The following is a 26,286-nucleotide window of genomic DNA, read 5'->3' as shown; positions in this document are numbered from 1 at the left end:
TAGGAGGATCTCTATGACTATTGATACGAAATTACCATTTGATCAAGAGTACATCAGCAGCTTTTCAAAAGAAGCTAATGAACCAAGTTGGCTGCTAGATCTTCGCTTACAAGCTCTTGCGAAAGCAGAAGATCTTGCACTTCCAAAGCCAGATAAAACAAACATTTCGAAATGGAACTTTACTGCTTTTGACAAGCACACTTCACAGGCAAGCACAATCTCATCTGTAGACGAGCTTCCAGAAGTGGTTAAAGCACTGATTGATACAGAAGCGGTTAAGAATCTATATGTTCAGCGTGACCAAACAGCTGCATACTCAACGTTAACAGAAGAGCTAAAATCTCAAGGCGTTATCTTCACAGATATTCAAACAGCTGCTAAAGAGCATAGCGACCTTGTTGAGAAGTACTTCATGAAAGACGGAGTTAAAGTAGATGAGCACCGTTTAACTGCATTAAACGCAGCGTTATTAAACGGGGGGGTATTTGTATACGTTCCTAAAAATGTAGAAGTACAAGAGCCTCTTCAAGCTGTATTTGTCCGTGAAGATGAAGAAGCAGCTTTATTCAACCATGTTATTGTTGTAGCTGAAGACAACAGCTCAGTAACATATGTAGAAAACTACATTGCTACTGCTGAAGAGTCACACGGTGTTGTCAATATCGTGACGGAAGTATTCGCTAACAGCAATGCAAAAGTAACGTTTGGAGCTGTTGACTACTTAGCTAAAGGTACAACTACTTATGTGAACCGCCGCGGCGTAGCGGGCAAAGATGGTCGCATTGAGTGGGCTTTAGGCTTAATGAGTGAAGGAAATACAGTTTCAGAAAATACAACGTATCTAATGGGCGACGGTTCATATGGAGATACAAAAACGGTAACAGTTGGACGTGGAGAGCAGTCTCAAAACTTAACAACAAGTATCGTACACTTCGGAAAACATTCTGAAGGCTACATTTTAAAACACGGCGTTATGAAAGAAAGCGCGTCTTCAATCTTTAACGGTATCGGTAAAATTGAACACGGTGCATCTAAATCAAACGCTGAGCAAGAATCCCGTGTGTTAATGTTAAGTGAAAAAGCACGTGGAGACGCAAACCCAATTCTTCTAATTGATGAAGATGATGTAACAGCAGGACACGCTGCATCTGTTGGACGCGTAGATCCAATTCAGCTTTACTACTTAATGAGCCGCGGTATTCCGCAAACAGAAGCAGAACGTCTAGTTATTCACGGGTTCTTAGCACCAGTGGTAAACGAGTTGCCAATCGAAACGGTTAAAAAACAATTAACGGATTTAATTGAAAGGAAAGTTCGATAATGAATATCTCTGATATTCGTAAACAATTTCCTATTTTAGACCAAGAGGTAAATGGCAGCCCACTCGTTTATTTAGACAGTGCAGCAACTTCACAAAAGCCGCTTGCTGTAATTGAAGCAATTGAGAAGTATTACAAAGAATATAACTCAAACGTACACCGAGGTGTTCACACGCTTGGTACAAGAGCAACAGACGGATACGAAGGCGCTCGTGAAAAGGTTCGTAAGTTTATTAATGCAAAATCAACGGAAGAGATTATCTTTACGCGCGGTACAACGACAGCTCTTAATACAGTAGCTGCAAGCTATGGCCGTGCGAATCTTAAACCTGGTGATGAAATTGTGATTACTTATATGGAACATCACAGTAACATCATTCCTTGGCAGCAAGTTGCCAAGGAAACAGGTGCAACGTTAAAATATATTTCATTAACAGAAGATCATGCACTTTCACTAGAAGAGGTGAAAAGCACGATTACATCTAACACAAAAATTGTATCGATTATGCAAGTATCTAACGTATTGGGTACAATTAACCCAGTAAAAGAAATTGCAGAAATTGCACACGCTAACGGTGCAGTAATGGTTGTGGATGGTGCGCAAAGTACGCCTCACATGAAGGTGGATGTACAAGATTTAGACTGTGATTTCTTTGCTTTCTCTGGACATAAAATGGGCGGACCGACTGGAATCGGCGCTCTTTATGGAAAGAAAGAGCTTCTTGAAAAAATGGAACCAATCGAGTTTGGCGGCGAAATGATTGACTTCGTAAACTTATACGAATCAACGTGGAAAGAGCTTCCTTGGAAATTTGAAGGAGGTACGCCAATCATTGCAGGTGCAATTGGTTTAGGTGCAGCGATTGATTTCTTAGAAGAAGTTGGTTTAGATAACATTCAAGCACATGAGCACAAGCTAGCGCAATATGCACTGGATCGCTTATCGCAAGTAGATGGAATTACGATTTACGGACCGAAAGAGCGAGCGGGTGTTGTGACGTTTAATATTGAAGATGTGCATCCGCACGACGTTGCAACAGTAGTAGACGCTGATGGAATTGCGATTCGTGCAGGTCATCACTGTGCGCAGCCGCTGATGAAATATTTAAACGTATCGTCTACTGCACGTGCAAGCTTCTATCTGTATAACACGGAAGAAGAAGTAGATAAATTGGTGTCATCATTAATAAAAACGAAGGAGTATTTTACAAATGGCTTTTAATAATTTAGATACTCTCTATCGTCAAGTAATTATGGACCATTATAAAAACCCGCGTAATCGTGGAACATTGAATGAAGATACTGTGAACATTCATATGAATAACCCGACGTGCGGAGACCGCATTGAACTTTCTTTAAAAGTAGAGGACGGCAAAGTGGTGGATGCAAAGTTCGAAGGTGAAGGGTGTTCAATTTCAATGTCATCAGCTTCAATGATGACACAAGCAATTAAAGGTCAAGAAGTAGACAAAGCGTTTAAAATGGCCCATATCTTCTCTGACATGATGCAAGGTAAAGAGTATGATGATAGTATAGATTTAGGAGATATTGAAGCACTTCAAGGTGTAGCAAAATTTCCTGCGCGTATTAAATGTGCAACACTAGCGTGGAAAGCGATGGAAAAAGGTCTTAACGAACAAAAATAAGACCTTCATTCATTCCCAATCCTATCAAGTAGGGGGTAATAAAAGATGGCTAAAAAAATGCCAGAAATCGGCGATTATAAATATGGATTTTCCGATAAAGACGTATCAATTTTCCGCTCTAAACGCGGTTTAACAAAAGAAATCGTAGAAGAAATTTCTCGTATGAAAGAGGAACCACAATGGATGCTTGACTTCCGTTTGAAATCTCTAGAGCACTTCTACAACATGCCAATGCCACAGTGGGGCGGAGACATGGCAAGCTTAGACTTTGATGAAATTACGTACTACGTAAAACCATCTGAGAAGTCTGAACGCTCTTGGGATGAAGTTCCTGAAGAAATTAAACAAACGTTTGATAAACTTGGTATTCCTGAAGCAGAGCAAAAATATCTTGCGGGTGTATCAGCTCAGTACGAATCTGAAGTTGTTTATCACAATATGAAAGAAGATCTTGAAGCGCAAGGTATCGTATTTAAAGATACAGATACGGCGCTAAAAGAAAACGAAGATATTTTCCGCGAGCATTTTGGAAAAGTTATCCCGCCAACGGATAACAAATTCTCTGCTCTTAACTCAGCGGTTTGGTCTGGTGGATCATTCATTTACGTACCAAAAGGCGTAAAAGTAGATACACCATTACAAGCTTATTTCCGTATTAACTCTGAAAATATGGGACAGTTTGAGCGTACGTTAATTATTGCTGATGAAGGCTCACACGTCCACTATGTAGAGGGCTGTACAGCACCTGTTTATACAACAAACTCTCTTCACAGTGCCGTTGTAGAAATCATCATCAAAAAAGACGCGTATTGCCGCTATACAACAATTCAAAACTGGGCGAACAACGTATACAACCTTGTAACAAAACGTGCAGTTTGTGAAGCAAACGCAACAATGGAATGGATTGATGGAAACATCGGTTCTAAGTTAACAATGAAATATCCAGCGGTTATCTTAAAAGGCGAAGGCGCACGCGGTATGACATTATCTATTGCCCTTGCTGGTAAAGGACAGCACCAAGATGCTGGTGCAAAAATGATTCACTTAGCACCAAACACATCTTCAACGATCGTATCAAAATCAATTTCAAAACAAGGCGGTAAAGTAACATACCGCGGTATCGTACACTTTGGCCGTAAAGCAGAAGGTGCACGTGCGAACATTGAGTGTGATACGCTAATTATGGATAACCAATCAACTTCTGATACAATTCCGTACAATGAGATTTTAAATGACAACATCTCACTTGAACACGAAGCGAAAGTATCAAAAGTATCTGAAGAACAATTATTCTATCTAATGAGCCGCGGTATTTCTGAAGAAGAAGCGACAGAAATGATTGTAATGGGCTTTATTGAACCATTTACAAAAGAGCTTCCAATGGAATATGCAGTAGAGATGAACCGTCTAATCAAATTTGAAATGGAAGGTTCAATCGGTTAATAATAGATAAAAACTCGTTTGCTGTTTAAGCAAACGAGTTTTTTTGTATCGTTTGTATTAAAATAAAGAAAAGCAATCTAAGAAAATAGAGGAGGAATGGCATGATTTATATTGGAGTTACAGGCTGGGGAGATCATGATTCATTATATGAAGCGGGTGTTTCATCAAGAGACAAGCTTGCCGTATACGCAGGCCATTTTCCAATTGTTGAAGTCGATTCATCTTTTTACGCCATTCAACCTAAGTCAAATGTAGAAAAGTGGGTGAATGATACGCCGGAATCTTTTCGTTTTGTGGTAAAAGCCTATCAAGGCATGACGGGGCATATGAGAGAAGGAAATCCGTTTGATAGCAAAGAAGAAATGTTTCATGCATTTTTAGAATCAGTGAAGCCGTACGTAAGTTCAAATAAGCTTGGTATGATTTTATTTCAAATGCCGCCTTGGTTTGACTGTACAAAAGAAAACGTAGCCTATTTGAGGTATAGCCGTGAGAAGTTTGGAGATTTGCCAGTAGCGCTGGAGTTTCGAAATCAATCTTGGTTTAAACCGTTTTTCTATGATAAAACGTTAACGTTTATGGAACAAGAGAAGTGGATTCATGGTATTTGTGATGAACCGCAGGCAGGAGAAGGATCTATTCCCACTGTGATTCATGCTACAGATAAACAGAAAACACTTATACGTTTTCATGGACGAAACGTACACGGTTGGAATAAGCCCGCAGAAGGCAATTGGCGAGCGGTAAGGTTTTTGTATCGCTACAATGAAAAAGAGCTCCTAGAGTGGAAAGAACGTCTTGAAAAGCTGCAAAAACAAACGAAGGACATCTACTTATTATTTAATAATAACTCCGGCGGAGATGCTGTACATAATGCCAAACAGCTCATGAGCTTATTAAATATTGAATATGAGAATTTAGCTCCTAAGCAACTAGATTTTTTTAACGAATTTTAGCACCGAGGTCTATAAAATGTATAAGGATTACTCTAAACGTTAAATAGGTAGAAAAGTATATGTAAAACCTCACTTTTTTCTTTCAAAATCATAAATTGATTAAGAAAGGAGTGAGCTACTATGATTACCTTAGCGCCTATCGTAATTGAAGGTCATACTTTTAATGCAGTTACCGTATTGCTGCCAAAAACAACTTTGTTAACCATTTCATCAGATAAAGGCTACATTATGTGCGGAGCACTAGATGTAGGTCTATTAAATGATAAATTAGCTGATCGTCAAATAATAGCTGGAAGAGCTGTAGGTGTACGTACAATTGAGCAGCTTCTTGAAGCGCCGCTTGAATCTGTAACGCTTGAAGCTGAAAAAAGAGGGATTTTTAAAGGCACAATTGGCAAAGATGCTTTATTGAAAATGCTTTAATATAGTCGAGAATTTAAGATAAAACTTTTTAAAAGAAGCGTGAACCTCCTTATACATGCATACATATAGCTTGTAAGGGGGGATTTTTTTTGGTTAAACTTCGTCGGAAATTAACAAGAAAAGGCCCGCTTCCTTTTCGTTACGTTCTGTTGCTCACCTTTCTTTTTTTTATGCTTTCCACAGGGGTAGGATTATGGCTAATTAATAGAGGGATTGAACCAACGTTGATGAAATATGCTGAAGCACAAACAAAAGAGATTGCAACTTTAGTTATTAATAAAGCGGTGAATAAACAGGTACTCGATCAGCTCGACGTAGATGTCATTAAAGTGGAATCTACACCTAACGGTCAAGTAGCCAAAATTGACACAGCGCTTGTGAACCGAGTTAGAGCTCAAACTACGTCATTTGTCCAGGCTAACTTAAAAGAAGCAGAGAAAGGGAATTTAGATGCACTTGAACTTCCAACAGATATTCGTATTGAAAAAAATGAAAAGTTGCGGAATCAAGGAATTGTCTACCAAGTTCCGCTTGGGCAAGCGACTAATAATGCGCTGCTTGGAAATCTGGGTCCGCTAATTCCGGTTAAATTTCATGCTATTGGTGACGTTCAAACAGACGTAGTGCGAAAAATCGAGGAGTATGGAATAAATAATGCGTTTCTTGAAGTATCTATCAAAGTGAAAGTAAACATGCAAATCATTATCCCATTTGCAACTAAAAAAACAACCGTTACGGCTACAATCCCAGTCGGAGGCACCGTTATTCCTGGAAATGTTCCTGACTATTTTAACGGTGGAAACTCGTCTTCTCCGGCGATTGAACTTCCGAAGAAAAATTAACAATATTATATTAACGTGATAAAGTATTATTGAAAAAGCAGGTACGGAAGTTCAAAAAGACTTTCATACCTGCTTTTATTCATTGGTTAATTTGTCTGAATTTTCTATAAAAAATATTTTGACATACTATCTTCTCCCTTCTATAATTTGAGATAGGAAGTTATAGAAAGAATAATCTAAAAATTATAAAAATTCTCGTTGATCTGCGATAAAAAGAGAGTAGGGAGAGAACAAGAGGGGGAATTACGGTGGAAAATAGGCCGCAGTGGGGATCAAGAGCAGGGTTTATTTTAGCAGCAGCAGGTTCAGCAATTGGACTAGGGAATATATGGAGGTTTCCAGCTACTGCATATGAAAACGGAGGAGGAGCATTTTTTCTTCCCTATTTATTTGCTTTGTTGACGGCAGGGATTCCTATTTTAATCATGGAGTTTGCTATAGGTCATAAATATAAAGGTTCTTCTCCTTTATCATTAGCGAGACTAAGTCCAAAGGCTGAGTGGCTAGGCTGGTGGCAAGTAGCTATTTCCTTTTTTATTTCAGTTTACTATTCCGTTATTATCGCATGGGCGATGTCGTATTTTATCTTTTCATTTAAGTTAAGCTGGGGAAAGGATACGGAAGCGTTTTTATATGGAGATTACTTAAAGTTAGCTGAAGCACCAGGACAAACAGGAAGCATCGTATTACATGTTTTAATTCCGCTTGTACTTGTATGGATTGTGACGTTAGGTGTGTTATTAAAAGGAATCAAAAAAGGAATTGAAGCGGCAAATAAAATCTTTTTACCAACACTAATTGTTCTATTTTTAATCATTGTCATTCGAGCAGTAACATTGGACGGAGCAATGGAAGGTCTGCACGCTTTTTTTAAACCAAACTGGAGCGCAATTGGAGATGGAAAGGTTTGGATTGCAGCATATGGTCAAATTTTCTTTAGTTTATCTGTTGGTTTTGCTATTATGATCACTTATTCCAGTTACCTTCCAAAAAAATCTGATTTAACTAATAATGCGTTTATTACTGGATTCGGTAATTCCGCTTTTGAATTACTAGCAGGAATCGGTGTGTTTAGCGCACTTGGTTTTATGGCTACTCAGCAAGGTATCCCAATCGATAAGGTGGTTCAGGGAGGCGTAGGACTAGCCTTTGTTGTTTTCCCGCAAATTATTAATGAATTTCCAGCCTTTAAACAGCTGTTTGGCATGTTATTCTTTGCTTCCTTAACATTAGCAGGGTTAACGTCGCTTATTTCAATTATTGAAACATTTGTAGCAGGCATTCAAGATAAATTTACTATCTCACGTACAAAATCCGTATTAATAGGCGGAGGAATCGCTTCAATTTGCTCCCTATTATTTGCAACACAGGGCGGACTTTATTTCTTAGATGTGGTCGATTATTTCATTAATAACTTCGGAGTTGCTTTAGCAGGCTTAGTAGAAGTTGTATTAGTTGCTTGGGTATTTAAAAAGCTGAGCAGCCTTCAGCAGCATGCAAACGAAGTTTCTGATATTCGAATCGGATCATGGTGGAAGATATGTTTAGGAGTAGTTACACCGCTTGTACTTGGGTATATGATGTTTGATAACTTCCGAAAAAATATTTCGGAAAATTACGAGCAGTATGCAACGACTTTTGTAGGTCCTTTTGGTTGGGGCGTGGCAGCTCTGGCTGTTATTTTAGGAATTGCTTTTTCTTTTGCACGATGGAAAGATGGGGCGACTCGTTTGTCAGTTAAAGAGAAGGGGGTTTCTAAATAATGGATGGAAGTTCAATTACAATGATGGTTGTAGGGATGGTCATCATATGGGGCGGCTTGGCCGCGAGTATTGCTCATGCTGTGAAAAAAGCAAAAGAAAGTAAACCATCAGGGTAAAAAAACAGGAAGCATTAGCTTCCTGTTTTTTTATTTTTTCTTTAGTTCTAAACGATCATTTCTTTCCCACGTTCTTAACTGAGGATATGGGTCAAACGACCACTCATTTTTGCCGTTATCTTTATACATTCCGTAATGCAAGTGAGGAGGGAATTTCCCAGAAGTTCCAGGAGGTCCATAACCTGAACTTCCTACTCCGCCAATAAGTGTTCCTGGTTCTACAATTTGTCCTACTTTTAAATTTTTTGCAAATCCGCTTAAATGAGCTAAATAGTGATAGTTATTATGAAGGTCACGAATACCGATTCGCCAGCCTCCATATTTATTCCATCCTTTAAGCTCAATAATGCCATAGCAAGGGGATTTTACTGGAACTCCATAATCTGCAAAAATGTCTGTTCCTTCATGGATTCGTTTTCCACCCCAGCCGCGCGCATCTCCCCATGTACTGCGATAACTGTAGTTCGCACGGAGAGGGACAGGAAATGAAGAACCTTTTAAATCAATGCGACCGTAATGGCGAAAAATTTTAGCATTCCCTAAAATAATATCAACCGCTTTAGCCCGGTGATAATAGTTCCAAAGCGCAATTTTAATATAGTCTTCGGACACCCCGAACGTCCGAATATAATCTGCCATGGTAAAAAGCATATCTTCATCATTAAATTGGTCTGCTTTTTTGTCTCCGTTCCCATCTTTACCCATTCCCCCGAGAAGAGAAATAGTAAGTGGGTTTGTATCTTCCAAATTTGGATTTAAAGAACCTGACCATTTTTCTGGAGGATAATAAATGGCGATCGCACCTTTTTCTCTTGGAATATCTTTATGAGAGCGTCGAATATTTCGTTCATACTGGTCAATCCCAGCAAAGTAATACCAAGGAATTGTAGTAGCGGCTTCCATTTGGTTATACAGCTCTAATCTCTTTTGAATAAGCATTTTTTCTTGATCTGCTGAAGATTCAGCTGTTACGTGGTGCCATCCTGTGAATATAGACATGAACATAAAAAGTAAGATAATCGTTTTGCGCATCGTGTTTCCCCCTTTCTAAAAATAGTGTGTAACACTAGTTTGCAGCGAGAAAAAAGATTTCATAAATATTAATTAATGGAAATCGCTTCAAAACTTTTTAAAAGAATTTTATTCAGAAGATAAATGGAAATTATACGGACGATGAAAACGCACACATTTGGATGGAAAATAGAAGAAAACTGAGGAAAATAAAGAGCAGACAACTTGTCGAATCTCACTTTTTTATGATAAAGTGACATATAGTTATGTTTTTAATATGTAGTTAAAATTAAGCATATAGGTTATAGACATTTTCTAGATTGGTGGAGTTGATAATATGGCAACAAAAGAAGAGCATGTCCGCAAACCCGAGTGGCTGAAGATTAAGCTAAACACAAACGAAAATTACACAGGCTTAAAGAAAATGATGCGTGAAAAAAACCTTCATACAGTTTGTGAAGAAGCAAGATGTCCGAATATTCATGAGTGTTGGGCTGTTCGTCGTACGGCAACTTTTATGATTTTAGGAGAAGTATGTACACGTGCCTGTCGTTTTTGCGCGGTTAAGACAGGTTTACCAACAGAATTAGATTTAGAAGAGCCAGAACGCGTAGCAGATTCTGTTCAGCTAATGAACTTAAAACATGCGGTTATCACAGTAGTAGCTCGCGATGATTTAAAAGACGGAGGAGCAAGCGTATTAGCTGAAACAATTCGTGCGATTCGTCGTAAAAATCCATTCACAACAATTGAAGTATTGCCTTCTGATATGGGCGGTGTGGAAGAGAACTTACGTATTGTAATGGACGCACGTCCTGATATTTTAAACCATAATATTGAAACAGTACGCAGCCTTACGCCTCGTGTTCGTGCTCGTGCTAAATATGAGCGTTCTCTTGAGTTCCTTCGCCGTGCAAAAGAAATGCAGCCGGATATCCCTACAAAATCAAGTATCATGCTTGGTCTAGGAGAAACAAAAGAAGAAATTATTGAAACGATGGATGATTTGCGTGCGAACAATGTAGATATTATGACGCTAGGCCAATATCTACAGCCAACTAAAAAGCACATAAAAGTTCAGAAATATTACCATCCAAATGAGTTTGAAGAGCTAAAAGAAATTGCATTATCAAAAGGATTCAGCCATGTCGAAGCAGGTCCTCTTGTACGTTCTTCTTACCATGCAGATGAGCAAGTTAACGCTGCTGCCAAAAACAAAGCACAAGAAAGCAAATAAGGTAAAAAGAGGCTGGGACGAAAGTAGTTTAGCCGAAGTGAAAAACGAACCATTAATCAAATTGTTTGATTAGTGGTTCGTTTTTTTTGTTACGGTTAACGTAAAATTTATCTGTGTTGTTTATTCCACCATATCTTTGTCAGTCATCGGTTCATTCAATTCGTTTTTCTCTCTTCCATTTGCATCTTCTCCGCCGTTCATTTTACGCCCTTGGGGAGATTTTAGCATTTGTTGAATAACAGCATCGATTCGTTTTCTAGCATCATTTGTTTGTGTATTCATTTCACTGATATTTTCGATTTGGTCCATCTGTTTCGGATTATCTGAGACGTATACATGATAATAACGAGGGACTACAGACATAGCTGTACGTTTTACCTGATCGGCTGCGTTATTCCTGTTTTTAGCATCTGTTTTATAAGCAACAAGCACATCTTTATCCGTTACTAGCGTAGCGGCTTGTTTAATATTTGGGATAGCGGTGCTCAGTTTACTAATATTGTCAGCTGCTTCCTCTCGGTTAAATGTTCCTACTTGGTTCATATTGGAACTTTGTTCATTTGTGTTTTTAGTGTATCGGACATATCCATAATTTGTGCCGCTATTATTATTTGGATTATAATAATGATTAGGCTCGTTTACATTAATGGCATCTGGGTTGTTTGGTGATAAATTTTCATTTTCAGCTGTGTTTTTATTTTGACAGCCAATGGTTAAAATACTTGTTATTAAAGCGATTCCAAGAATAGATTTCTTCACCATTTCCACCTCCTGTAGTTAAATATCGTACGCCAGGTAAACCGGCGAACCTTCATGTGGAGCATAAAAGATCAGTAGGTATACCGATAAAACTCCTACAGGATTAGAGTGCTGCTTATACGTGAAAAATTTCATGTTAATTGATGGTTTCATCATCATAATTATGGTATGGTAAATTTTAAGAGAAGAGGTGTGAGCAATGGTCTGTATCAATAATATTTGTTATGAAGTATTAAAAGATGAGCGGGAGGCATTTAATGAAGAGGCGTTTAGAGGTCGCTTTATCGACGTGCTGAGCCGCTATGACTATATTGTGGGAGATTGGGGATACAATCAGCTTCGACTGCGAGGCTTTTTTGATGATCGTAACCAGAAGGCAACGTATGATACGAAGATTAGTACGCTTCAAGATTATTTACATGAATATTGTAATTTTGGCTGTGCGTATTTTGTCTTAAAAAAAGTCCATAAGTAAAAAAAGGCAAGCCGAAGACACTAATTGTCCTTCACGCTGCCTTTTTTTTTAGATGATTTCATATAAAAATTCGCGAAGTTCCTGACCATCTTCGCTGTTTAGTTTAAATACTTCTTCAAGATAGTGGGGTTCTTCAAGGTCATCTTGTCCAATAATGGCAAAGCGTCCTCCTTGAATATCAAGAACAACTTGTTTGCCATAATAACGGTCGGTTTGGATAATAGCTAAATCAAATCGTTGATTTTCGCCCATAAAGCTGACAAACCGGGTCTTTGTAGAGACGACATCGTCATATAGATAAAAGCGTTCGCTCATAGGTATACTCCTTTCATAGGTTGTATTTGTATCATATCAAATAAGGTCAAAAACAAAAATGAATTTATCAAATGGATAATGGGTCATGATAAAATAGAACAGGAACCCCGTTTGTTTATGAAAGAAGATTTATACAGAGCTGACAACTAGGGAGGAAATAATATGTACTTTGTAGATCGTGAAAAAATAGAAGCCACGCTTGTTTTTTTTGATGAACACGTTCGTTTGTTTGCTGAGCATTCGAGCTGGAACACAGAAATAGAGAAAAAGGCATTAGAGAGAATTGTACATCTTTTAATTGAAAACGTTTTAGATGTAGGAAATGCAATGATTGATGGTTTTATTATGAGAGACCCAGGCAGTTACGATGATATCATTGACATTTTAGTTGATGAGAAAGTGGTTAAAAAAGAGGAAGAAACACCATTAAAAGAGATTGTTCAATTGCGTAAAAGCCTTGTTCAAGAATATGTGGATGTTAATCATCAGGATATTTATCAAAAAGTGATGCAGCATAAAGACGTACTGGCAGCATTTTCAGAGCGCGTAAGGACATATCTAGAGACAGAGTTAGGACCTGTGTCTGCTTTTCGTAACTAAAGGCAAGCAATTTGTAGTTGTATAAAAAATAAGCTATGATTTCAAGTATGAGACTTGAAAGGAGATCACACAACATGAAGGAATATAAAGGATATTTGATTGATTTAGATGGAACCATGTACAAAGGAACAGAGTTAATTGCCGAGGCGCGTGATTTTGTTATTAAATTAAAGGAAAAAGGAATTCCTTATTTATTTGTAACAAACAACTCAACAAAAACGCCCGATAAAGTAGCTGAAAAGCTAGAGGCATTTGGCATTCCTGCAACAGAAGAGCAAGTTTTTACAACGAGCCAGGCAACAGCTAATTATTTGCATGAACGCAAAGCAAACGCTTCAGCTTATGTAATTGGTGGAGAAGGAATCCGACATGCGTTGCTTGAAAAAGGATTTACCATTGAAGAGGAAGATACGGATTTCGTAGTTGTTGGTTTAGATCAGGAAATTACATATGAAAAATTAGCAAAAGCATGTTTAAACGTTCGAAACGGCGCCTTTTTTGTTTCGACGAACGGAGATATTGCGATTCCTACTGAAAGAGGCTTACTGCCTGGTAATGGATCTATCACGTCCGTTATTACGGTTTCTACTCAAACAAATCCAGTATTTATTGGTAAACCAGAAAGTATTATTATGGAGCAAGCCCTTGAAGTCATCGGTACGCCAAAAGAAGAAACAATCATGATTGGTGATTACTATGATACAGATATTTTAGCAGGGATGAATGCAGGCTTAGATACATTATTAGTCCATACAGGGGTAACAACAAGAGAGTTACTAGAAGGATATGAGAAAAAGCCAACTTATACGGTAGATTCACTAAAAGAGTGGATGGAGCGAATTTAAAAAGCTGTCAATTGACAGCTTTTTTTGTTTTTAAAACCTATTCTTGACTGGCAGCCCGATGCGCTAACCGGCTAGAAGCAGCGGCAGCAATTGCGCCTACTAAATCATCTAAGAAAGTGTGGCACTCTCCAGTAGATTTATCGTTTAATCTTTCTAAAATACCCGGCTTTTGTTTATCAATATACCCGTAATTGGTAAAGCCGATTGATCCGTACACATTTACAATCGATAATGCTAAAATTTCGTCGATACCGTATAAACCTTCATCTTTCTCAAGAATATCCAACAGAGGCGGCTCAATCACTTTTTTTTCCGTGAGGACATCTAGTTGAATACCCGTTAAAATAGCATTTTGAACTTCTCGTTTAGAAATGACGCGCTCAACGTTATATAAACAGTCTTCGATTGTTAAGTTTGGGTGATACTTTTTTTGCAAGTAATAGACCAGTTCAGCAATGTCTGTAAGAGCCACGCCGCGTTCTATTAACCATTCTCTTGCTTTTTTTTCTAATTCACTTTGTGTATGTTTTTTCTCCAAGTATCATCACCTGTTTTCTATATATTTTTAAGTCTAAAGTTGTTTCATACTACTAACCCGGAGTAAATAACTATAAATGGTGTATTTCTAATCTATTCATTCCTCCGTAAATATTATGACAAGTAATGTTGTTTTCCATCATATAATTTCTTGAATGAATGAAGAGAGGGATTAAAATGATACAAACCATTTATGAGCATTACGGATTACGTCCAAATGAATTTATGCCCGTTGGTAAATTTGAAGGTTTTCAGTATCGAGATATTTTATATACAATCATTAATGTAAAGCAAATGGAACAAGACGAGTTAAATGAACTATATCAAATGAGTCAATTTCTGATGGGCCAAGGTGATCGCCATGTGGCAACATTTATGCCTAATTTAAATGGAGAAATGATTACAGAAACTGAAACTGAAAAATTTATCATTTGCCGATGTCTTGCGGAAGAGAAAAACCCCAATTTTTCACCTGGGCACGAGCTAGCTGTTTTTCATCAAAAAGGGAGGCTGTTTCCTTATGAAGTGGAAAAAGCAAACCGGCTAGGGCAATGGAAGTCCATGTGGGAGAAGCGTCTCGACCAGATGGAGCAATTTTGGTATGGAAGATTACGTGCTTTACCTAATCAAGAGATGGAAAAACGTTTTTTAGAAACTTTTCCTTATTACCTAGGATTAACGGAAAATGCTATTCAATACCTAGTAGACACGGAAATTGACGATTTGCCCCGGTCAGTTGACGCTGCGACGATTTGTCATCATCGGTTCGGCCAAAAAACATGGGGGGAAGACCACGTTTACAAGCTCCCGGCAGACTGGGTTTTCGATCACCCTAGCAGAGATATAGCTGAATATATAAGGGAACAATATTTATTAACATACGCTGTCGATGAAAGGCACATGCATCAGTTTTTAAGTGAATACGAAAAGGTAAATCCACTTTCTTCTTTTTCATGGAGACTGTTATATGCTAGACTTCTTTTTCCCGTTCATTATTTTGAGGTCATTGAAGGATACTACAGTGTACAAGATGAGCGGGAAAAACAAAAGTATTATGAGAAGCTTGAAGGAGTATTAGCTCATTCTTCTCACTACGAAGCTTTTCTGAAGCGCTTTTACCAGTCGGTAGGCATTTCAACGTCTCGTTATCACATTCCTGAATTAACATGGATTCATTAAAAAGCGATTACTATAGAATATGATAAAATAGAAAAATAGGTGTTGGATAATCCAAACCCGTTTTTCTATTTTGTTTTTGTGCATGCAGTTTAAAAAGGATAAAGAGGTGGCGTACATATGGACAAGCCGTTTGTATTTATTACGAGAAAAATACCGAATGAATTAATTGAACCTTTAAAGGCAGTAGCGAATGTGGAAATGTGGGATAAAGAAGATGAGGCAGTCCCTCATGAGCTGCTTTGTGAAAAAGCTAAGCACGCACATGCTCTATTAACAATGCTTTCAGACCGTATTGACAGTGAATTGCTTACGCAAGCTCCTCATTTAAAGCTTGTAGCTAACTTAGCGGTCGGATTCGATAATATTGACATAGAAGCGGCAACTGAACGCGGAGTTATCGTTTCTAATACACCCGATGTTTTATCTGATACAACAGCGGATTTAACGTTTGGTTTGTTAATGAGTGTAGCTAGACGTTTAGTAGAAGCTGCTGAATACGTGAAAGAAAATCAGTGGAAAAGCTGGAGCCCATTTTTGTTAGCGGGTAGAGATGTTCATCATAAAACATTAGGTATTGTTGGAATGGGGAAAATTGGAGAGACGCTTGCGAAACGTGCTACAGGTTTTGATATGGAAATCTTGTATCACAATCGGAGCCGCAACCTCCAAGCAGAACAAAAGCTCGATGCAGTTTACTGTGAGTTAAATGAGCTGCTTGAGCGATCTGATTTTATTGTTTGTTTGACACCGTTAACGGACGAAACCAAACATTTATTTAATGCTGAAGCATTTAAACAGATGAAAACAACAGCGATTTTTATTAATGCTTCAAGAGGAGCAGTGGTTGATGAGCAAGCACTGTTACATGCAATTCAATCAGGTGAAATTGCCGGAGCTGGCTTGGATGTATTCGATCAAGAGCCTATTTCTGCTTCTCACCCTCTTCTTCAATTGCCTAATGTTGTAGCGCTTCCTCACATCGGCAGTGCGAGTATCGAAACGCGCACGGAAATGATTTCTTTATGCGTAAAAAACATTAAAGCAGTGCTCACAAACGAGTCTCCTATTACAATTGTAAATAAAGAAGCGTTTGCGAAAAAATCATAATGGAAAAAGGCAATTTCATTTCAGTGAAATTGTCTTTTTTTTATTAAAAAACAGTGGTAGCCATGTTATGATAATAAAATGAAATATTTTAAAAATTTACATTTATCTTTATATACCAATTTTTTTAACAAGTTTACGAGAAAAGATGGCCAGTAAACCTTGTAAAAAAGAAAAATAAGGTCTATAATGTCCTCTATAAGAGAACAAATGTATACGTAGAAAGAACATAGAGGTGAGGAATATGACAAAAAGTATTTCAGTAGGATTATTAGGGTTAGGAACGGTAGGAAGCGGAGTAGTCAAAATTATTGAAAATCATCAGGATAAATTAAGTCATCAAGTCGGATGTCCTGTAGAAGTTAAAAAAGTAGTAGTTAAAGATATTGATAAGAAACGTGACGTGGAGATCAGTGAAGATAAATTAACAACGAATGTTGAAGACGTTTTACATAACGCGGAGATTGACGTTGTCATTGAAGTAATGGGTGGCGTTGAAGAAACAAGAGACTATATCTTAACAGCCCTTCGTAATAAAAAGCATGTGGTAACGGCAAACAAAGATTTAATGGCGGTTTACGGCTCAGAATTGTTAACAGTAGCTTCTGAAAATAATTGTGATTTATTTTATGAAGCAAGTGTAGCTGGCGGTATTCCAATCCTTCGCGGATTAGCAGATGGGTTAGCATCTGATCGTATTACGAAGATGATGGGAATTGTCAATGGAACAACAAACTTCATTTTAACGAAAATGACAAAAGAAGGAAGCGCCTATGATGAAGTGTTAAAAGAAGCGCAGGATTTAGGATATGCTGAAGCGGATCCAACTTCTGACGTAGGTGGTTTAGATGCTGCTCGTAAAATGGCAATCTTGGCTACACTAGGGTTTTCAATGAAAATTGATTTGGATGATGTTCGTGTTCAAGGTATTACAGAAGTAACGGAAGAAGACTTGCAATATAGTAAACAACTAGGTTATACGATGAAACTGATTGGATATGCACATCGTGACGGTGACAATGTAGAAGTGAGTGTTCAGCCAACTCTTTTAGCAGATACACATCCCCTTGCTTCAGTAAGCGATGAGTACAATGCTGTGTATGTATACGGAGAAGCTGTCGGAGAGACGATGTTTTATGGACCGGGGGCAGGAAGCCTGCCAACTGCCACTGCTGTCGTATCCGATTTAGTAGGCGTTATGAAAAACATGCGTTTAGGTGTAAATGGTAAAAGTGCGGTAACACCTCAGTATCCAAAACAGTTAAAAGCAGAAGATGAAATGTTTTCAAAACATTTCTTACGTATTCACGTTAAAGATCAAGTTGGCGCATTTGCAAAATTAACAACACTGTTTTCAGAGCGTGGCGTGAGCTTCGAAAAAATTATCCAACTTCCTGTGAAAGGAAGCGAATTAGCTGAGATTGTTGTTGTTACACACAAAACGTCTCAAAAAGATTATGAGGAAATCCTTCAGCAGCTTCGGGATTTACCAATTGTAGAAAATGTAAAAAGCAGTTACCGCGTAGAGGGAGTTGGCACAGTATGATGTGGAAAGGTCTATTAGCTGAATATAAAGAATTTTTACCTGTAACAGAGAAAACACCTATGCTTACGCTACATGAAGGAAATACGCCTTTAATTCATCTTGCTCATTTATCAAAAGAGCTAGGCATTGATTTACATGTGAAAGTAGAAGGGTTAAATCCAACGGGGTCATTTAAAGACCGCGGAATGGTAATGGCTGTAGCAAAAGCAAAAGAAGAAGGAAGCAATACGGTTATTTGTGCATCTACAGGTAACACATCCGCAGCTGCCGCAGCTTATGCATCACGCGCTGGCATGCGCTGTATCGTTGTTATTCCAAATGGGAAAATTGCGATGGGGAAATTAGCTCAAGCTGTTATGTATGGTGCAGAAATTGTAGCAATTGAAGGAAACTTTGACCAAGCGCTTTCTATGGTTCGTAAGCTAAGTGAAACATCACCGGTTGCACTTGTAAACTCTGTGAACCCATACCGTATTGAAGGGCAAAAAACAGCTTCTTTCGAGATTTGTGAACAGCTTGGAAAAGCGCCGGACGTTTTAGCTATCCCAGTGGGGAATGCAGGGAATATTACAGCTTACTGGAAAGGATTCAAAGAATACAGTGAGCGTCACCAAACGTCTCTTCCTCACATGCATGGTTTTGAAGCAGAGGGTGCAGCGGCGATCGTGCGTAATCAAATTATCGAAAATCCAGAAACAATTGCAACGGCTATTCGAATCGGAAATCCAGCAAGCTGGGATTATGCTGTAAACGCAGCAAAAGAATCAAACGGAAAAATTGATGAAGTGACAGATGAACAAATCTTAGAAGCATATCGTACAATTGCACGCAAAGAAGGCGTATTTGCAGAGCCAGGTTCTTGCGCTTCAATTGCTGGTGTGTTTAAAGATGTAGCTTCTGGTAAAATTGCAAAAGGTTCAACGGTTGTAGCTGTACTAACAGGTAATGGATTAAAAGATCCAAATGTAGCAATCGATGCTCATAACGTAAAGCCAGTGGTTTTACCAAATGATGAAGAAAAGGTATTTGAGTATATCCAAGGTGTCGTTGCTTCATGCTAGAAAATGAGCGTTTTGTCATTACGGTCCCAGCTAGCTCTGCTAATTTAGGGCCAGGATTTGATTCCATTGGAGTGGCTTTATCCCGCTACTTAAGATTAACAGTAGAGCGTCATGACGAATGGGTTTTTATCCCTGAAACGAAAGAAGTGCAAAGTATTCCTACAGGTACAGATAACTTAATGTATGAAGTGGCACAAGACGTGGCTCGTCAATTTAACATTGATCTTCCAAGTGCGAAGGTCAATGTTTGGAGCAACATTCCATTAGCAAGGGGACTTGGAAGCAGTGCATCGGCTATCGTAGCTGGAATCGAGCTGGCCAATGTACTATGTGACTTGCGTTTATCAAAAAGAGAAAAGCTTCGCATCAGCAGCTTAATGGAAGGACATCCCGATAACGTCAGCCCGTCTATTTACGGCGGCATCGTTGTTGGTTACCATCATGAAAAGGAAACATATATTGCTCAAATACCTGAATTTGATGTCGATATTGTGATGGCTATTCCAGAATATGAATTAAAAACAACGGATGCCCGTGATGTGCTGCCTTCCGATATTAATTATCGCCATGCAGTAGAAGCTGGAGCAATAGGCAACATGCTAGTAGCAGCCTTGTTAAATAAAGATTTGCCTCTGGTAGGCGAATTTATGGAGAAAGATTTATATCACGAACCATATCGCATGAGACTCGTGCCAGAACTTTCTCTTGTGCGAAAAGAAGCAAAAGCTCTCGGCGCATACGGTGTGTCACTAAGCGGAGCCGGTCCGAGTGTATTATGTTTAGCACCAAAAGGAAAAGGAAAAGCGATTGCTGAACATATGTATGCTTTACTGCCGAACTGTGAAATAGATGTTTTACAAATTGACCGCAAAGGTGTATTTGTAGAAGCTGAAGTCACAACGAGCTAATAAAAAAATCCTCATTCATTTGAATGAGGATTTTTCATTTGCAAGCCCCAATAAAATGGGAGGTTGCTTTTATAATAAAATCAAAGAGATTAGAATACTTGTTCTACTTCAACTACACCAGGTACTTCTTCTAAAAGGGCACGTTCGATACCAGCTTTTAGCGTAATTGTTGAACTTGGGCAGCTTCCGCAAGCGCCTAAAAGACGTAATTTTACAATACCATCCTCTACGTCTACTAGCTCACAGTCTCCACCGTCGCGAAGTAAAAACGGACGAAGTTTTTCTAATACTTCTTGAACTTGCTCGTGCATTTCTGACATAACTATCGACTCCTTTCTTCTACTCTTATTATAAACGGTCTTTCATGAAAAATCTATTGGAGTATACATCGTAATGTTACCTTAAAAGAAAAAGATGTGCAATGAATCAGTTTTGTGTAAAATAGTATTCATAATGAAGTAAAAGTGTGAATAATCGTACAGTTTATATGTAAAGATTCAAGGGGGATGTGCTATGCAGTCAACTGAGGTAGAAGTGTGTATTTATGGAGCTGAAATTGTTTGTGCAAGCTGTGTTAACCTGCCGTCTTCAAAAGACACCTATGATTGGCTAGAGGCAGCTATTTCTCGTAAATATCCGAACCAACCGTTTGCTATCACGTATGTAGATATAAACGAGCCGCATACGGATCCGGAAAAAGCAGCTTTTGCCAAGCGTGTAATTGAAGAAGATTTATTCTATCCTGTAGTGGTCATTAATGGAGAGGTTGTTGGGGAAGGCAATCCGAAATTAAAGCGCGTATTTGAGGAAATGGAGAAGTATGGTTTCCGCGCATCATAACGAAAAAAGCCGTTAGATTGTCAGTCATCTAACGGCTTTTGTTTTATCCACTGTGGTGTTTATACATCCAAAGAATACCTGATTTCAATAATCGAGCTACGCGTCCTGTAATCGGACGTTCGGCAACTAAGCCAAACCCATGCTTTTTGCCTAATGAACCAAGTATGCCTTTTAATTTAATAGTTGGCAATTCATCAGGAAGCGCTTCGCCTTTCCAGCGGTGAAGAAGCACTTGCACAATTTGTTCAGCCTGACCTTCTGCAAGCTGAGCACTTGGGGCGTGCGGTAGGCTTGCACAGTCACCCAAAATGTAGACATTTTCATCGTCAGGCAAGTTATGGTATTTTGTCAATACGACGCGTCCTTGAGGATCTTTTTCCACGTCTAAATCGCGTACCACTTTATTTGGCTGAATGCCTGCTGTCCACACGATTGCATCGCTTTGAACGGGCTCATCATGATTATAAAGAATGTTCGGTTCTACTTTTGTAATATTAGCACTATTTACAATTTCGACACCGTTTGAAGTAAACCAAGTTTGAACGTAATTGCTTAAACGTTCTGGGAAAGCAGATAAAATTAATTTACCGCGGTCAAATAAGATGATTTTTAAATCCGGGCGGCTTTCTCTTAGCTCACTTGCCAGTTCTACTCCGCTTAATCCAGCTCCGACAATTGAAACAGTAGCGTGGGCCGGTAAGTTGTTTAATGTCTGATAAGTTGCTCGTGAAGCATCAATGGATTGAATGCTGTATGTATGTTCAAGAGCTCCGGGAACTCCATGATATTTATCTTCGCATCCGAGTCCTACAATCAGGTCATCGTAAGCGATCATTTGATCATCCACATAGACGCATTTCTCTTTCAGGTCTATTCGTTTTACACAGCCGTAGCGGATTTTTAAGCGAGGGTGTTCAGGAAAAGCAACACGGACATGTTGATCAGAGATTGTTCCAGCTGCAAGTGCATAGAATTCAGTTTTTAGTGAGTGATAAGGTGCTTTGTCAATAAGCGTTACTTCTACATCGTTAGGCAATTGATTCGGAAAAAGGCGCTGCAAAATGCGCATACCACCGTATCCGCCGCCCAGTATGACAAGGTTCTTCATGTGAATTTCCCCTTTAGCTTCATGCATTTTTGTTTTCTCTCTATTATTCTTGCTTTTAAGAATAGGAGGGTACAAATTACCGTTAATAAGGATGGTTGCCAAAAAGATATGAAAGGCTATATAAGATAACATATTTTACTTAAATAATAATTTAATATAACCTCGTTTGGTTTTCTATACATAAAAGTATAACTAAATTAATAAAAAACCACAATATGTTTCAACATAATTTCAAGCTATCCACGTAATAAAGCTTATTTATGCGTTTTTGAAAAAAGTCTATAAATCTAAAAAGCGCGCGCGAAATGAACGTGAATTTCTAAAGTTGACGTTGAAAATGAAAGGAGATAGGATAAACTAATAGTAGAGAGGTGAAAAAACGTGATACAGCCAATTATTGAATTTTGCGTTAGCAATTTAGCCAGCGGTTCTCAAGCAGCTTTAGAAAAGCTTGAAAAAGATCCAAATCTAGATATTATTGAATACGGATGTTTAGGTTATTGCGGGAAATGTTCACAATCTTTATTTGCCTTGGTAAATGGAGAGATTGTTACGGCGGAAACACCTGAACAGTTAGTAGATAATATCTACATTCATTTAGAAGAAAACCCAATGTTTTAAACTATCCCCGCTGTCGTATCTCTTTTTAGCAGGAGAGGGACATGAGGCTAATAGAATAGATGATGTAAGCACGGCTAGTCTTGCCGTGCTTTTTTATGCGTTTTTGCGCAAATATATGCGCTTTAACCATCCTCTTTGTAATCATAAAGCTTCTTTTGATTTTTAATACTCTAAAGGAGGACAAAATAAAAAACTCCTTAATCTTTATGATTAAGGAGCTAAAAAAACGGGGGATGATATTATTGTGTACAAAAGAGAATCACTTTATACTAGAGCTACATAAAAAAATAATGGGTGATAATATGAAAAAATTTCAGTTTACAAAAATGCATGCACTTGGCAACAACTATATCTACGTGAATATGTTTGAAGAACATATAGAAGAGCAAGAGTTAGCACCGCTTGCTGTAAAAGTCTCAAATGTTTATACGGGAATCGGATCGGATGGAATGATTCTTATTTGTCCATCTGAACGCGCAGATGTGAAAATGCGCGTATTTAATAATGACGGCTCGGAAGCAAAAAACTGCGGAAACGGTTTAAGATGTGTAGCTAAATATGCATACGAACATAATTTAGTAACAAGCGAAAGGTTTTTTATCGAAACGCTTTCTGGAGTTGTAGAAGCAACGGTACATCCGCAGGGAAATGAAGTTCCAGAAGTAACAATCGATATGGGAGAGCCTATTTTAGCTAGAGAACAAATTCCAATGACGGGAGCAAGCCAATACCAAGTTGTTGATGAAGAGATGGAATTTGGAAAAGAACGGTTAAAAGGGACGGCTGTATCAATGGGAAATCCTCACGTCGTCTTTTATGTAAATGATATTGAACAAGCGCCTCTTACTACACTAGGTCCGGTAGTTGAAAAAGATGCGCGTTTTCCAGAAGGAGTGAACGTTGAATTTGTCGAGGTAGTGAACGAAAGAGAGCTGAACTTTCGCGTATGGGAAAGAGGTTCGGGTATCACTCAAGCATGCGGGACAGGAGCATGCGCTGCTGTTGTTTCTTCTGTGTTAAATGAGAAGACGAAAAAAGATGTGCCTACTGTTGTACACCTCGCTGGAGGAGATTTAACGATTGTTTGGCAAAATAAAGGCAATGTGTTAATGACAGGTCCAGCCAATGTGATTTGCGACGGCACGTATTATTATTAAAAATGAAGAAGCAGACGATTTGTCGTCACAGACATTTCGTCGTATACTAAACAAAAAAGGAGGTCTGTTTAAAAATGAGTCAAGATATCCTAACAATTACAGAAGCTGCAAGCTTTCAAATAAAAGATATGATGAAAGAACATGAAGAAGAAAATGCTTATTTACGTGTTACTGTAAACGGAGGAGGCTGCTCAGGTCTTTCTTACGGCATGGGTTTTGCACACGAAGTAAATGAAAACGATACGCTGTTTGAACAACATGGCATTAAGATTCTTGTAGATAGCGAAAGTGCTCCAATTTTAAAAGATGTAAAAATTGATTACAAGCAATCTATGCTAGGCGGAGGGTTTACAATTGATAACCCGAACGCCATTGCAGCATGCGGCTGCGGCTCTTCTTTCCGTACAGCAAGCAACGCAGGTGCTCCTGAAGAGTGCTAAGTATATTTTTATAAAAAAGCTTTCTTCACCTCATCTGGTGAAGAAAGCTTTTTTAGTGAGAAATTTTTGTATGTTACATCATCTACCAAACTTATTGACCGAATAATCAGTCTTTTTTATACTCAATAAAAAAGAGGAGATGAACGGATTTGATAGATGCGACTCGTTACGACGCAGAACAAGTAGGAGGTTATGGCAGTTTTCGTAAAAAAAATACCCTGCCTATTCTATGGAAGGGGTTTATAAACTGGTTAAAACTTGAAAATAGGAAAATGGAGTCTAAGGATGCAAAAAGTATTCACTTCAGTGAATCGCATTTATTTGTTCAACATTTGCCTTTTTCCTCAGGTGAAGTCTGTCATCAAAACTCGTCCTCTGCGCCTCTTAACCATTCTGAACCTTACATTCGCTATTATGAAAATGCTAATGCATCTCTGGCCGAAAGCTATGGAGCAGTGGAAGGAGAGCATATTCTGCTGATTGAACGTATTGTCGGTCAATCAGAGGTAGTAAAATATTTAAGCAAGCTCGAAGGGTTGAAGGCCTACAGAATGAGCGTAACTAGTCAAGAAGGAAACCATTCCTTTTATGAAATCTGTTTAATAAGCAGTGATGCAGAAATGATGAGTGAAATCATTCATCGAATGGTTACACCAATCCAGCAATGAAAAAAAGCAGGCGAGAGCCTGCTTTTTTTATGAGAACATTGACGTACTGTGCATAGGCTGTAAGCGAGCCTTTGGGTCAATGTATGCTTTAGCGTTATTAACGGCAGTCGGACCTTCGCCAAATCCTGCCACGATGAGTTTTACTTTTCCATCATATGTGCAGACATCACCTGCTGCATAGATGCCAGGAATATTTGTTTCTTGCTTTGAATTAACAACAATTGCATTTTTCTCTAAATCTAAGTCCCATTCTTTAATTGGACCTAGAGAAGAAACAAATCCAAAGTTTACAATAACATCATCTACGTCTACTACTGTCTTTTCTTCACCTTTTGTATTTTCTAACACAACTTGTGTAATACGGTCATCTCCAATAAATTCAACCGGTACATATGGTGTTTTAATATCAACTGATGAATTATGCAAGTTTTCTACGCTATGTTCATGAGCGCGGAACTTGTCTCGGCGATGCGTTAACGTTACTTTTTCTGCGATCGGCTCTAACATAAGAGACCAGTCTACAGCAGAATCCCCACCCCCGCATACTAATACTTTGCGGCCTTTGAATTTATTCATATCATCCACAAAATAGTGAAGGTTCGTTTGCTCGAACTGTTCTGCGTTTTCTAGCTCAATTTTACGGGGCTTAAATGCACCGTTTCCAGCCGTAATAATAATTGTTTTTGAATAGTGGACTTCAGAATTAGTAGTTAATCGGAATACACCGTCCGCTTGTTTTTCTACCTTTTCTACTGCTTGCTCTAGTGCAACTGCAGGTTTAAATTGATCCATTTGCTCTTTTAGGTTATTGACTAATTCTTGAGCACGTACTTTTGGAAACCCAGCTACGTCATAAATATATTTTTCAGGATATAAAGCAGAAAGCTGTCCACCGAGCTGTGGTAAGCTTTCAATAATTTTTACGCTCGCCTGACGCATACCGCCATAAAATGCTGTAAATAAGCCTGTAGGGCCGCCTCCGATGATGGTAATATCGTATACTTGTTTATCTTCTTTCATTTATAATCACCTCTAGATTGTTCTGTGCCAATGCATATTCTACTTTATGATAGCATAGTAAATTATAAAATATCATTAAAACACGCTGGAATGTTTGAGAAACTTTCTCAACTTAAAGATCAGTATTTGCAATCATTAACATAACCACACGTTTTGGTCAAATATAAAACTGGGTATACAGGAAAGTAATTGAAAATTTAAAAGCTTGTAAATACAAAGTGAAGGGTTGAAAAACCGATGAAAAAAGCATAAGATGTTGGTGTAAATCAAGCTAGGACTTATGCTTACATTTTTTTGAAAAAGAAAAAATGTATTTTTTTAAAAAAGAACGTGAAGTGATTCACATT

The 26,286-nt window shown here is 38.4% G+C and carries 30 protein-coding genes; 23 read left to right on the top strand and 7 right to left on the bottom strand.

All coding sequences use genetic code 11. The features are described 5' to 3' along the window. Positions 1 to 13: 13 nt before the first annotated feature. The 9 genes from sufD (at position 14) to MKX72_RS25160 (ending at position 8,508) form a co-directional block, all read left to right on the top strand. Positions 14 to 1,321 carry a Fe-S cluster assembly protein SufD gene (sufD, locus tag MKX72_RS25200; protein WP_028412089.1) on the top strand — a complete coding sequence of 436 codons (1,308 nt, stop codon included), beginning with the start codon at positions 14 to 16 and terminating at the stop codon, positions 1,319 to 1,321. After that, on the top strand, positions 1,321 to 2,541 hold the full coding sequence (locus tag MKX72_RS25195; RefSeq protein ID WP_013059645.1) for a cysteine desulfurase: 1,221 nt from the start codon (positions 1,321 to 1,323) through the stop codon (positions 2,539 to 2,541). The genes sufD and MKX72_RS25195 overlap by 1 nt, the downstream gene beginning before the upstream one ends. Continuing rightward, the gene (gene sufU, locus MKX72_RS25190; protein WP_013085338.1) at positions 2,531 to 2,965 is read left to right on the top strand and encodes a Fe-S cluster assembly sulfur transfer protein SufU; all 435 of its coding nucleotides are present in this window, start codon (positions 2,531 to 2,533) and stop codon (positions 2,963 to 2,965) included. Before MKX72_RS25195 ends, sufU begins: the two co-directional genes overlap by 11 nt. 45 nt (positions 2,966 to 3,010) lie before the next feature. After that, positions 3,011 to 4,408: a Fe-S cluster assembly protein SufB gene (gene sufB, locus MKX72_RS25185; protein WP_013059643.1), complete on the top strand. Its 1,398-nt coding sequence runs from the start codon at positions 3,011 to 3,013 to the stop codon at positions 4,406 to 4,408. A 101-nt stretch (positions 4,409 to 4,509) separates the two neighbouring features. Continuing rightward, positions 4,510 to 5,364, top strand: coding sequence for a DUF72 domain-containing protein (locus MKX72_RS25180; RefSeq protein WP_048021828.1), 855 nt, complete (start codon positions 4,510 to 4,512; stop codon positions 5,362 to 5,364). 120 nt (positions 5,365 to 5,484) lie between these two features. Next, positions 5,485 to 5,787 (top strand): YunC family protein, encoded by a 303-nt coding sequence (locus MKX72_RS25175; protein ID WP_013059641.1) that lies wholly within the window; start codon positions 5,485 to 5,487, stop codon positions 5,785 to 5,787. A gap of 89 nt (positions 5,788 to 5,876) precedes the next feature. Continuing rightward, the gene (gene yunB / locus MKX72_RS25170) at positions 5,877 to 6,629 is read left to right on the top strand and encodes a sporulation protein YunB (RefSeq protein WP_034264201.1); all 753 of its coding nucleotides are present in this window, start codon (positions 5,877 to 5,879) and stop codon (positions 6,627 to 6,629) included. Between the two features lie 248 nt (positions 6,630 to 6,877). Continuing rightward, on the top strand, positions 6,878 to 8,392 hold the full coding sequence (locus MKX72_RS25165; protein ID WP_028412627.1) for a sodium-dependent transporter: 1,515 nt from the start codon (positions 6,878 to 6,880) through the stop codon (positions 8,390 to 8,392). After that, complete coding sequence (locus MKX72_RS25160) at positions 8,392 to 8,508, top strand: methionine/alanine import family NSS transporter small subunit (RefSeq protein WP_141483520.1); 117 nt, start codon at positions 8,392 to 8,394, stop codon at positions 8,506 to 8,508. Before MKX72_RS25165 ends, MKX72_RS25160 begins: the two co-directional genes overlap by 1 nt. A gap of 30 nt (positions 8,509 to 8,538) precedes the next feature. On the opposite strand, the gene MKX72_RS25155 is transcribed toward MKX72_RS25160, so the two are convergent. Further along, positions 8,539 to 9,540 carry a M23 family metallopeptidase gene (locus MKX72_RS25155; RefSeq protein ID WP_028412626.1) on the bottom strand — a complete coding sequence of 334 codons (1,002 nt, stop codon included), beginning with the start codon at positions 9,538 to 9,540 and terminating at the stop codon, positions 8,539 to 8,541. A 316-nt stretch (positions 9,541 to 9,856) separates the two neighbouring features. Here MKX72_RS25155 and lipA point away from each other — a divergent pair, with 316 nt between their 5' ends. Further along, positions 9,857 to 10,756, top strand: a complete 900-nt coding sequence (gene lipA / locus MKX72_RS25150) for a lipoyl synthase (RefSeq protein WP_013059637.1) — start codon at positions 9,857 to 9,859, stop codon at positions 10,754 to 10,756. Positions 10,757 to 10,876: 120 nt separating this feature from the next. Here the strand turns inward: lipA and MKX72_RS25145 are convergent, their stop codons facing one another. After that, positions 10,877 to 11,518, bottom strand: a complete 642-nt coding sequence (locus tag MKX72_RS25145; protein WP_033580449.1) for a YhcN/YlaJ family sporulation lipoprotein — start codon at positions 11,516 to 11,518, stop codon at positions 10,877 to 10,879. A gap of 196 nt (positions 11,519 to 11,714) precedes the next feature. Between MKX72_RS25145 and MKX72_RS25140 the strand changes: the two genes are divergently transcribed. After that, on the top strand, positions 11,715 to 11,990 hold the full coding sequence (locus tag MKX72_RS25140) for a YutD family protein (protein ID WP_013059635.1): 276 nt from the start codon (positions 11,715 to 11,717) through the stop codon (positions 11,988 to 11,990). Between the two features lie 48 nt (positions 11,991 to 12,038). Here the strand turns inward: MKX72_RS25140 and MKX72_RS25135 are convergent, their stop codons facing one another. After that, positions 12,039 to 12,305, bottom strand: a complete 267-nt coding sequence (locus MKX72_RS25135) for a DUF3055 domain-containing protein (protein WP_033580450.1) — start codon at positions 12,303 to 12,305, stop codon at positions 12,039 to 12,041. 162 nt (positions 12,306 to 12,467) lie between these two features. Between MKX72_RS25135 and MKX72_RS25130 the strand changes: the two genes are divergently transcribed. Then, positions 12,468 to 12,905: a DUF86 domain-containing protein gene (locus MKX72_RS25130; RefSeq protein ID WP_013085332.1), complete on the top strand. Its 438-nt coding sequence runs from the start codon at positions 12,468 to 12,470 to the stop codon at positions 12,903 to 12,905. Between the two features lie 74 nt (positions 12,906 to 12,979). Further along, positions 12,980 to 13,750 (top strand): TIGR01457 family HAD-type hydrolase, encoded by a 771-nt coding sequence (locus tag MKX72_RS25125; protein WP_013059632.1) that lies wholly within the window; start codon positions 12,980 to 12,982, stop codon positions 13,748 to 13,750. Between the two features lie 37 nt (positions 13,751 to 13,787). On the opposite strand, the gene MKX72_RS25120 is transcribed toward MKX72_RS25125, so the two are convergent. Continuing rightward, positions 13,788 to 14,288 carry a phosphatidylglycerophosphatase A family protein gene (locus tag MKX72_RS25120; RefSeq protein ID WP_013059631.1) on the bottom strand — a complete coding sequence of 167 codons (501 nt, stop codon included), beginning with the start codon at positions 14,286 to 14,288 and terminating at the stop codon, positions 13,788 to 13,790. A gap of 176 nt (positions 14,289 to 14,464) precedes the next feature. Here MKX72_RS25120 and yutH point away from each other — a divergent pair, with 176 nt between their 5' ends. The 5 genes from yutH to thrB all read left to right on the top strand — a co-directional run bounded on the left by yutH (position 14,465) and on the right by thrB (position 20,085). Then, complete coding sequence (yutH, locus tag MKX72_RS25115; RefSeq protein WP_028412623.1) at positions 14,465 to 15,466, top strand: spore coat putative kinase YutH; 1,002 nt, start codon at positions 14,465 to 14,467, stop codon at positions 15,464 to 15,466. A gap of 117 nt (positions 15,467 to 15,583) precedes the next feature. After that, complete coding sequence (locus MKX72_RS25110) at positions 15,584 to 16,573, top strand: 2-hydroxyacid dehydrogenase (protein WP_033580451.1); 990 nt, start codon at positions 15,584 to 15,586, stop codon at positions 16,571 to 16,573. 241 nt (positions 16,574 to 16,814) lie between these two features. Continuing rightward, positions 16,815 to 18,116 (top strand): homoserine dehydrogenase, encoded by a 1,302-nt coding sequence (locus MKX72_RS25105; protein WP_013059628.1) that lies wholly within the window; start codon positions 16,815 to 16,817, stop codon positions 18,114 to 18,116. Continuing rightward, positions 18,116 to 19,177, top strand: coding sequence for a threonine synthase (gene thrC, locus MKX72_RS25100; protein WP_154992185.1), 1,062 nt, complete (start codon positions 18,116 to 18,118; stop codon positions 19,175 to 19,177). The genes MKX72_RS25105 and thrC overlap by 1 nt, the downstream gene beginning before the upstream one ends. After that, positions 19,171 to 20,085 (top strand): homoserine kinase, encoded by a 915-nt coding sequence (gene thrB / locus MKX72_RS25095; RefSeq protein WP_033580452.1) that lies wholly within the window; start codon positions 19,171 to 19,173, stop codon positions 20,083 to 20,085. Before thrC ends, thrB begins: the two co-directional genes overlap by 7 nt. Before the next feature lie 89 nt (positions 20,086 to 20,174). Here the strand turns inward: thrB and MKX72_RS25090 are convergent, their stop codons facing one another. Continuing rightward, a complete protein-coding gene (locus MKX72_RS25090) occupies positions 20,175 to 20,405 on the bottom strand; it encodes a NifU family protein (protein ID WP_013059625.1) in 231 nt (76 codons plus the stop codon). Positions 20,406 to 20,598: 193 nt separating this feature from the next. On the opposite strand from MKX72_RS25090, the gene MKX72_RS25085 reads away from it, so the two are divergent. Next, positions 20,599 to 20,925: a YuzD family protein gene (locus MKX72_RS25085; RefSeq protein ID WP_033580453.1), complete on the top strand. Its 327-nt coding sequence runs from the start codon at positions 20,599 to 20,601 to the stop codon at positions 20,923 to 20,925. 43 nt (positions 20,926 to 20,968) lie between these two features. On the opposite strand, the gene MKX72_RS25080 is transcribed toward MKX72_RS25085, so the two are convergent. Next, positions 20,969 to 22,033 carry an NAD(P)/FAD-dependent oxidoreductase gene (locus MKX72_RS25080; protein ID WP_028412619.1) on the bottom strand — a complete coding sequence of 355 codons (1,065 nt, stop codon included), beginning with the start codon at positions 22,031 to 22,033 and terminating at the stop codon, positions 20,969 to 20,971. Between the two features lie 381 nt (positions 22,034 to 22,414). Here MKX72_RS25080 and MKX72_RS25075 point away from each other — a divergent pair, with 381 nt between their 5' ends. From MKX72_RS25075 to MKX72_RS25060, 4 genes are all read left to right on the top strand, one after another. Then, complete coding sequence (locus MKX72_RS25075; RefSeq protein WP_033580454.1) at positions 22,415 to 22,654, top strand: YuzB family protein; 240 nt, start codon at positions 22,415 to 22,417, stop codon at positions 22,652 to 22,654. A gap of 302 nt (positions 22,655 to 22,956) precedes the next feature. Continuing rightward, positions 22,957 to 23,811 carry a diaminopimelate epimerase gene (gene dapF / locus MKX72_RS25070; protein ID WP_098627080.1) on the top strand — a complete coding sequence of 285 codons (855 nt, stop codon included), beginning with the start codon at positions 22,957 to 22,959 and terminating at the stop codon, positions 23,809 to 23,811. A 74-nt stretch (positions 23,812 to 23,885) separates the two neighbouring features. Further along, positions 23,886 to 24,251 (top strand): HesB/IscA family protein, encoded by a 366-nt coding sequence (locus tag MKX72_RS25065; RefSeq protein ID WP_025752687.1) that lies wholly within the window; start codon positions 23,886 to 23,888, stop codon positions 24,249 to 24,251. A 149-nt stretch (positions 24,252 to 24,400) separates the two neighbouring features. Beyond that, the gene (locus tag MKX72_RS25060; RefSeq protein WP_033580455.1) at positions 24,401 to 24,919 is read left to right on the top strand and encodes a hypothetical protein; all 519 of its coding nucleotides are present in this window, start codon (positions 24,401 to 24,403) and stop codon (positions 24,917 to 24,919) included. 27 nt (positions 24,920 to 24,946) lie between these two features. Here the strand turns inward: MKX72_RS25060 and MKX72_RS25055 are convergent, their stop codons facing one another. Next, positions 24,947 to 25,939, bottom strand: a complete 993-nt coding sequence (locus MKX72_RS25055) for an NAD(P)/FAD-dependent oxidoreductase (RefSeq protein WP_013059618.1) — start codon at positions 25,937 to 25,939, stop codon at positions 24,947 to 24,949. Positions 25,940 to 26,286 lie beyond the last annotated feature (347 nt).

It is taken from the genome of Priestia sp. FSL R5-0597, assembly GCF_038006305.1.
Lineage (GTDB): Bacteria > Bacillota > Bacilli > Bacillales > Bacillaceae_H > Priestia > Priestia zanthoxyli.
This window is presented reverse-complemented; position numbering and strand designations above follow the sequence as displayed.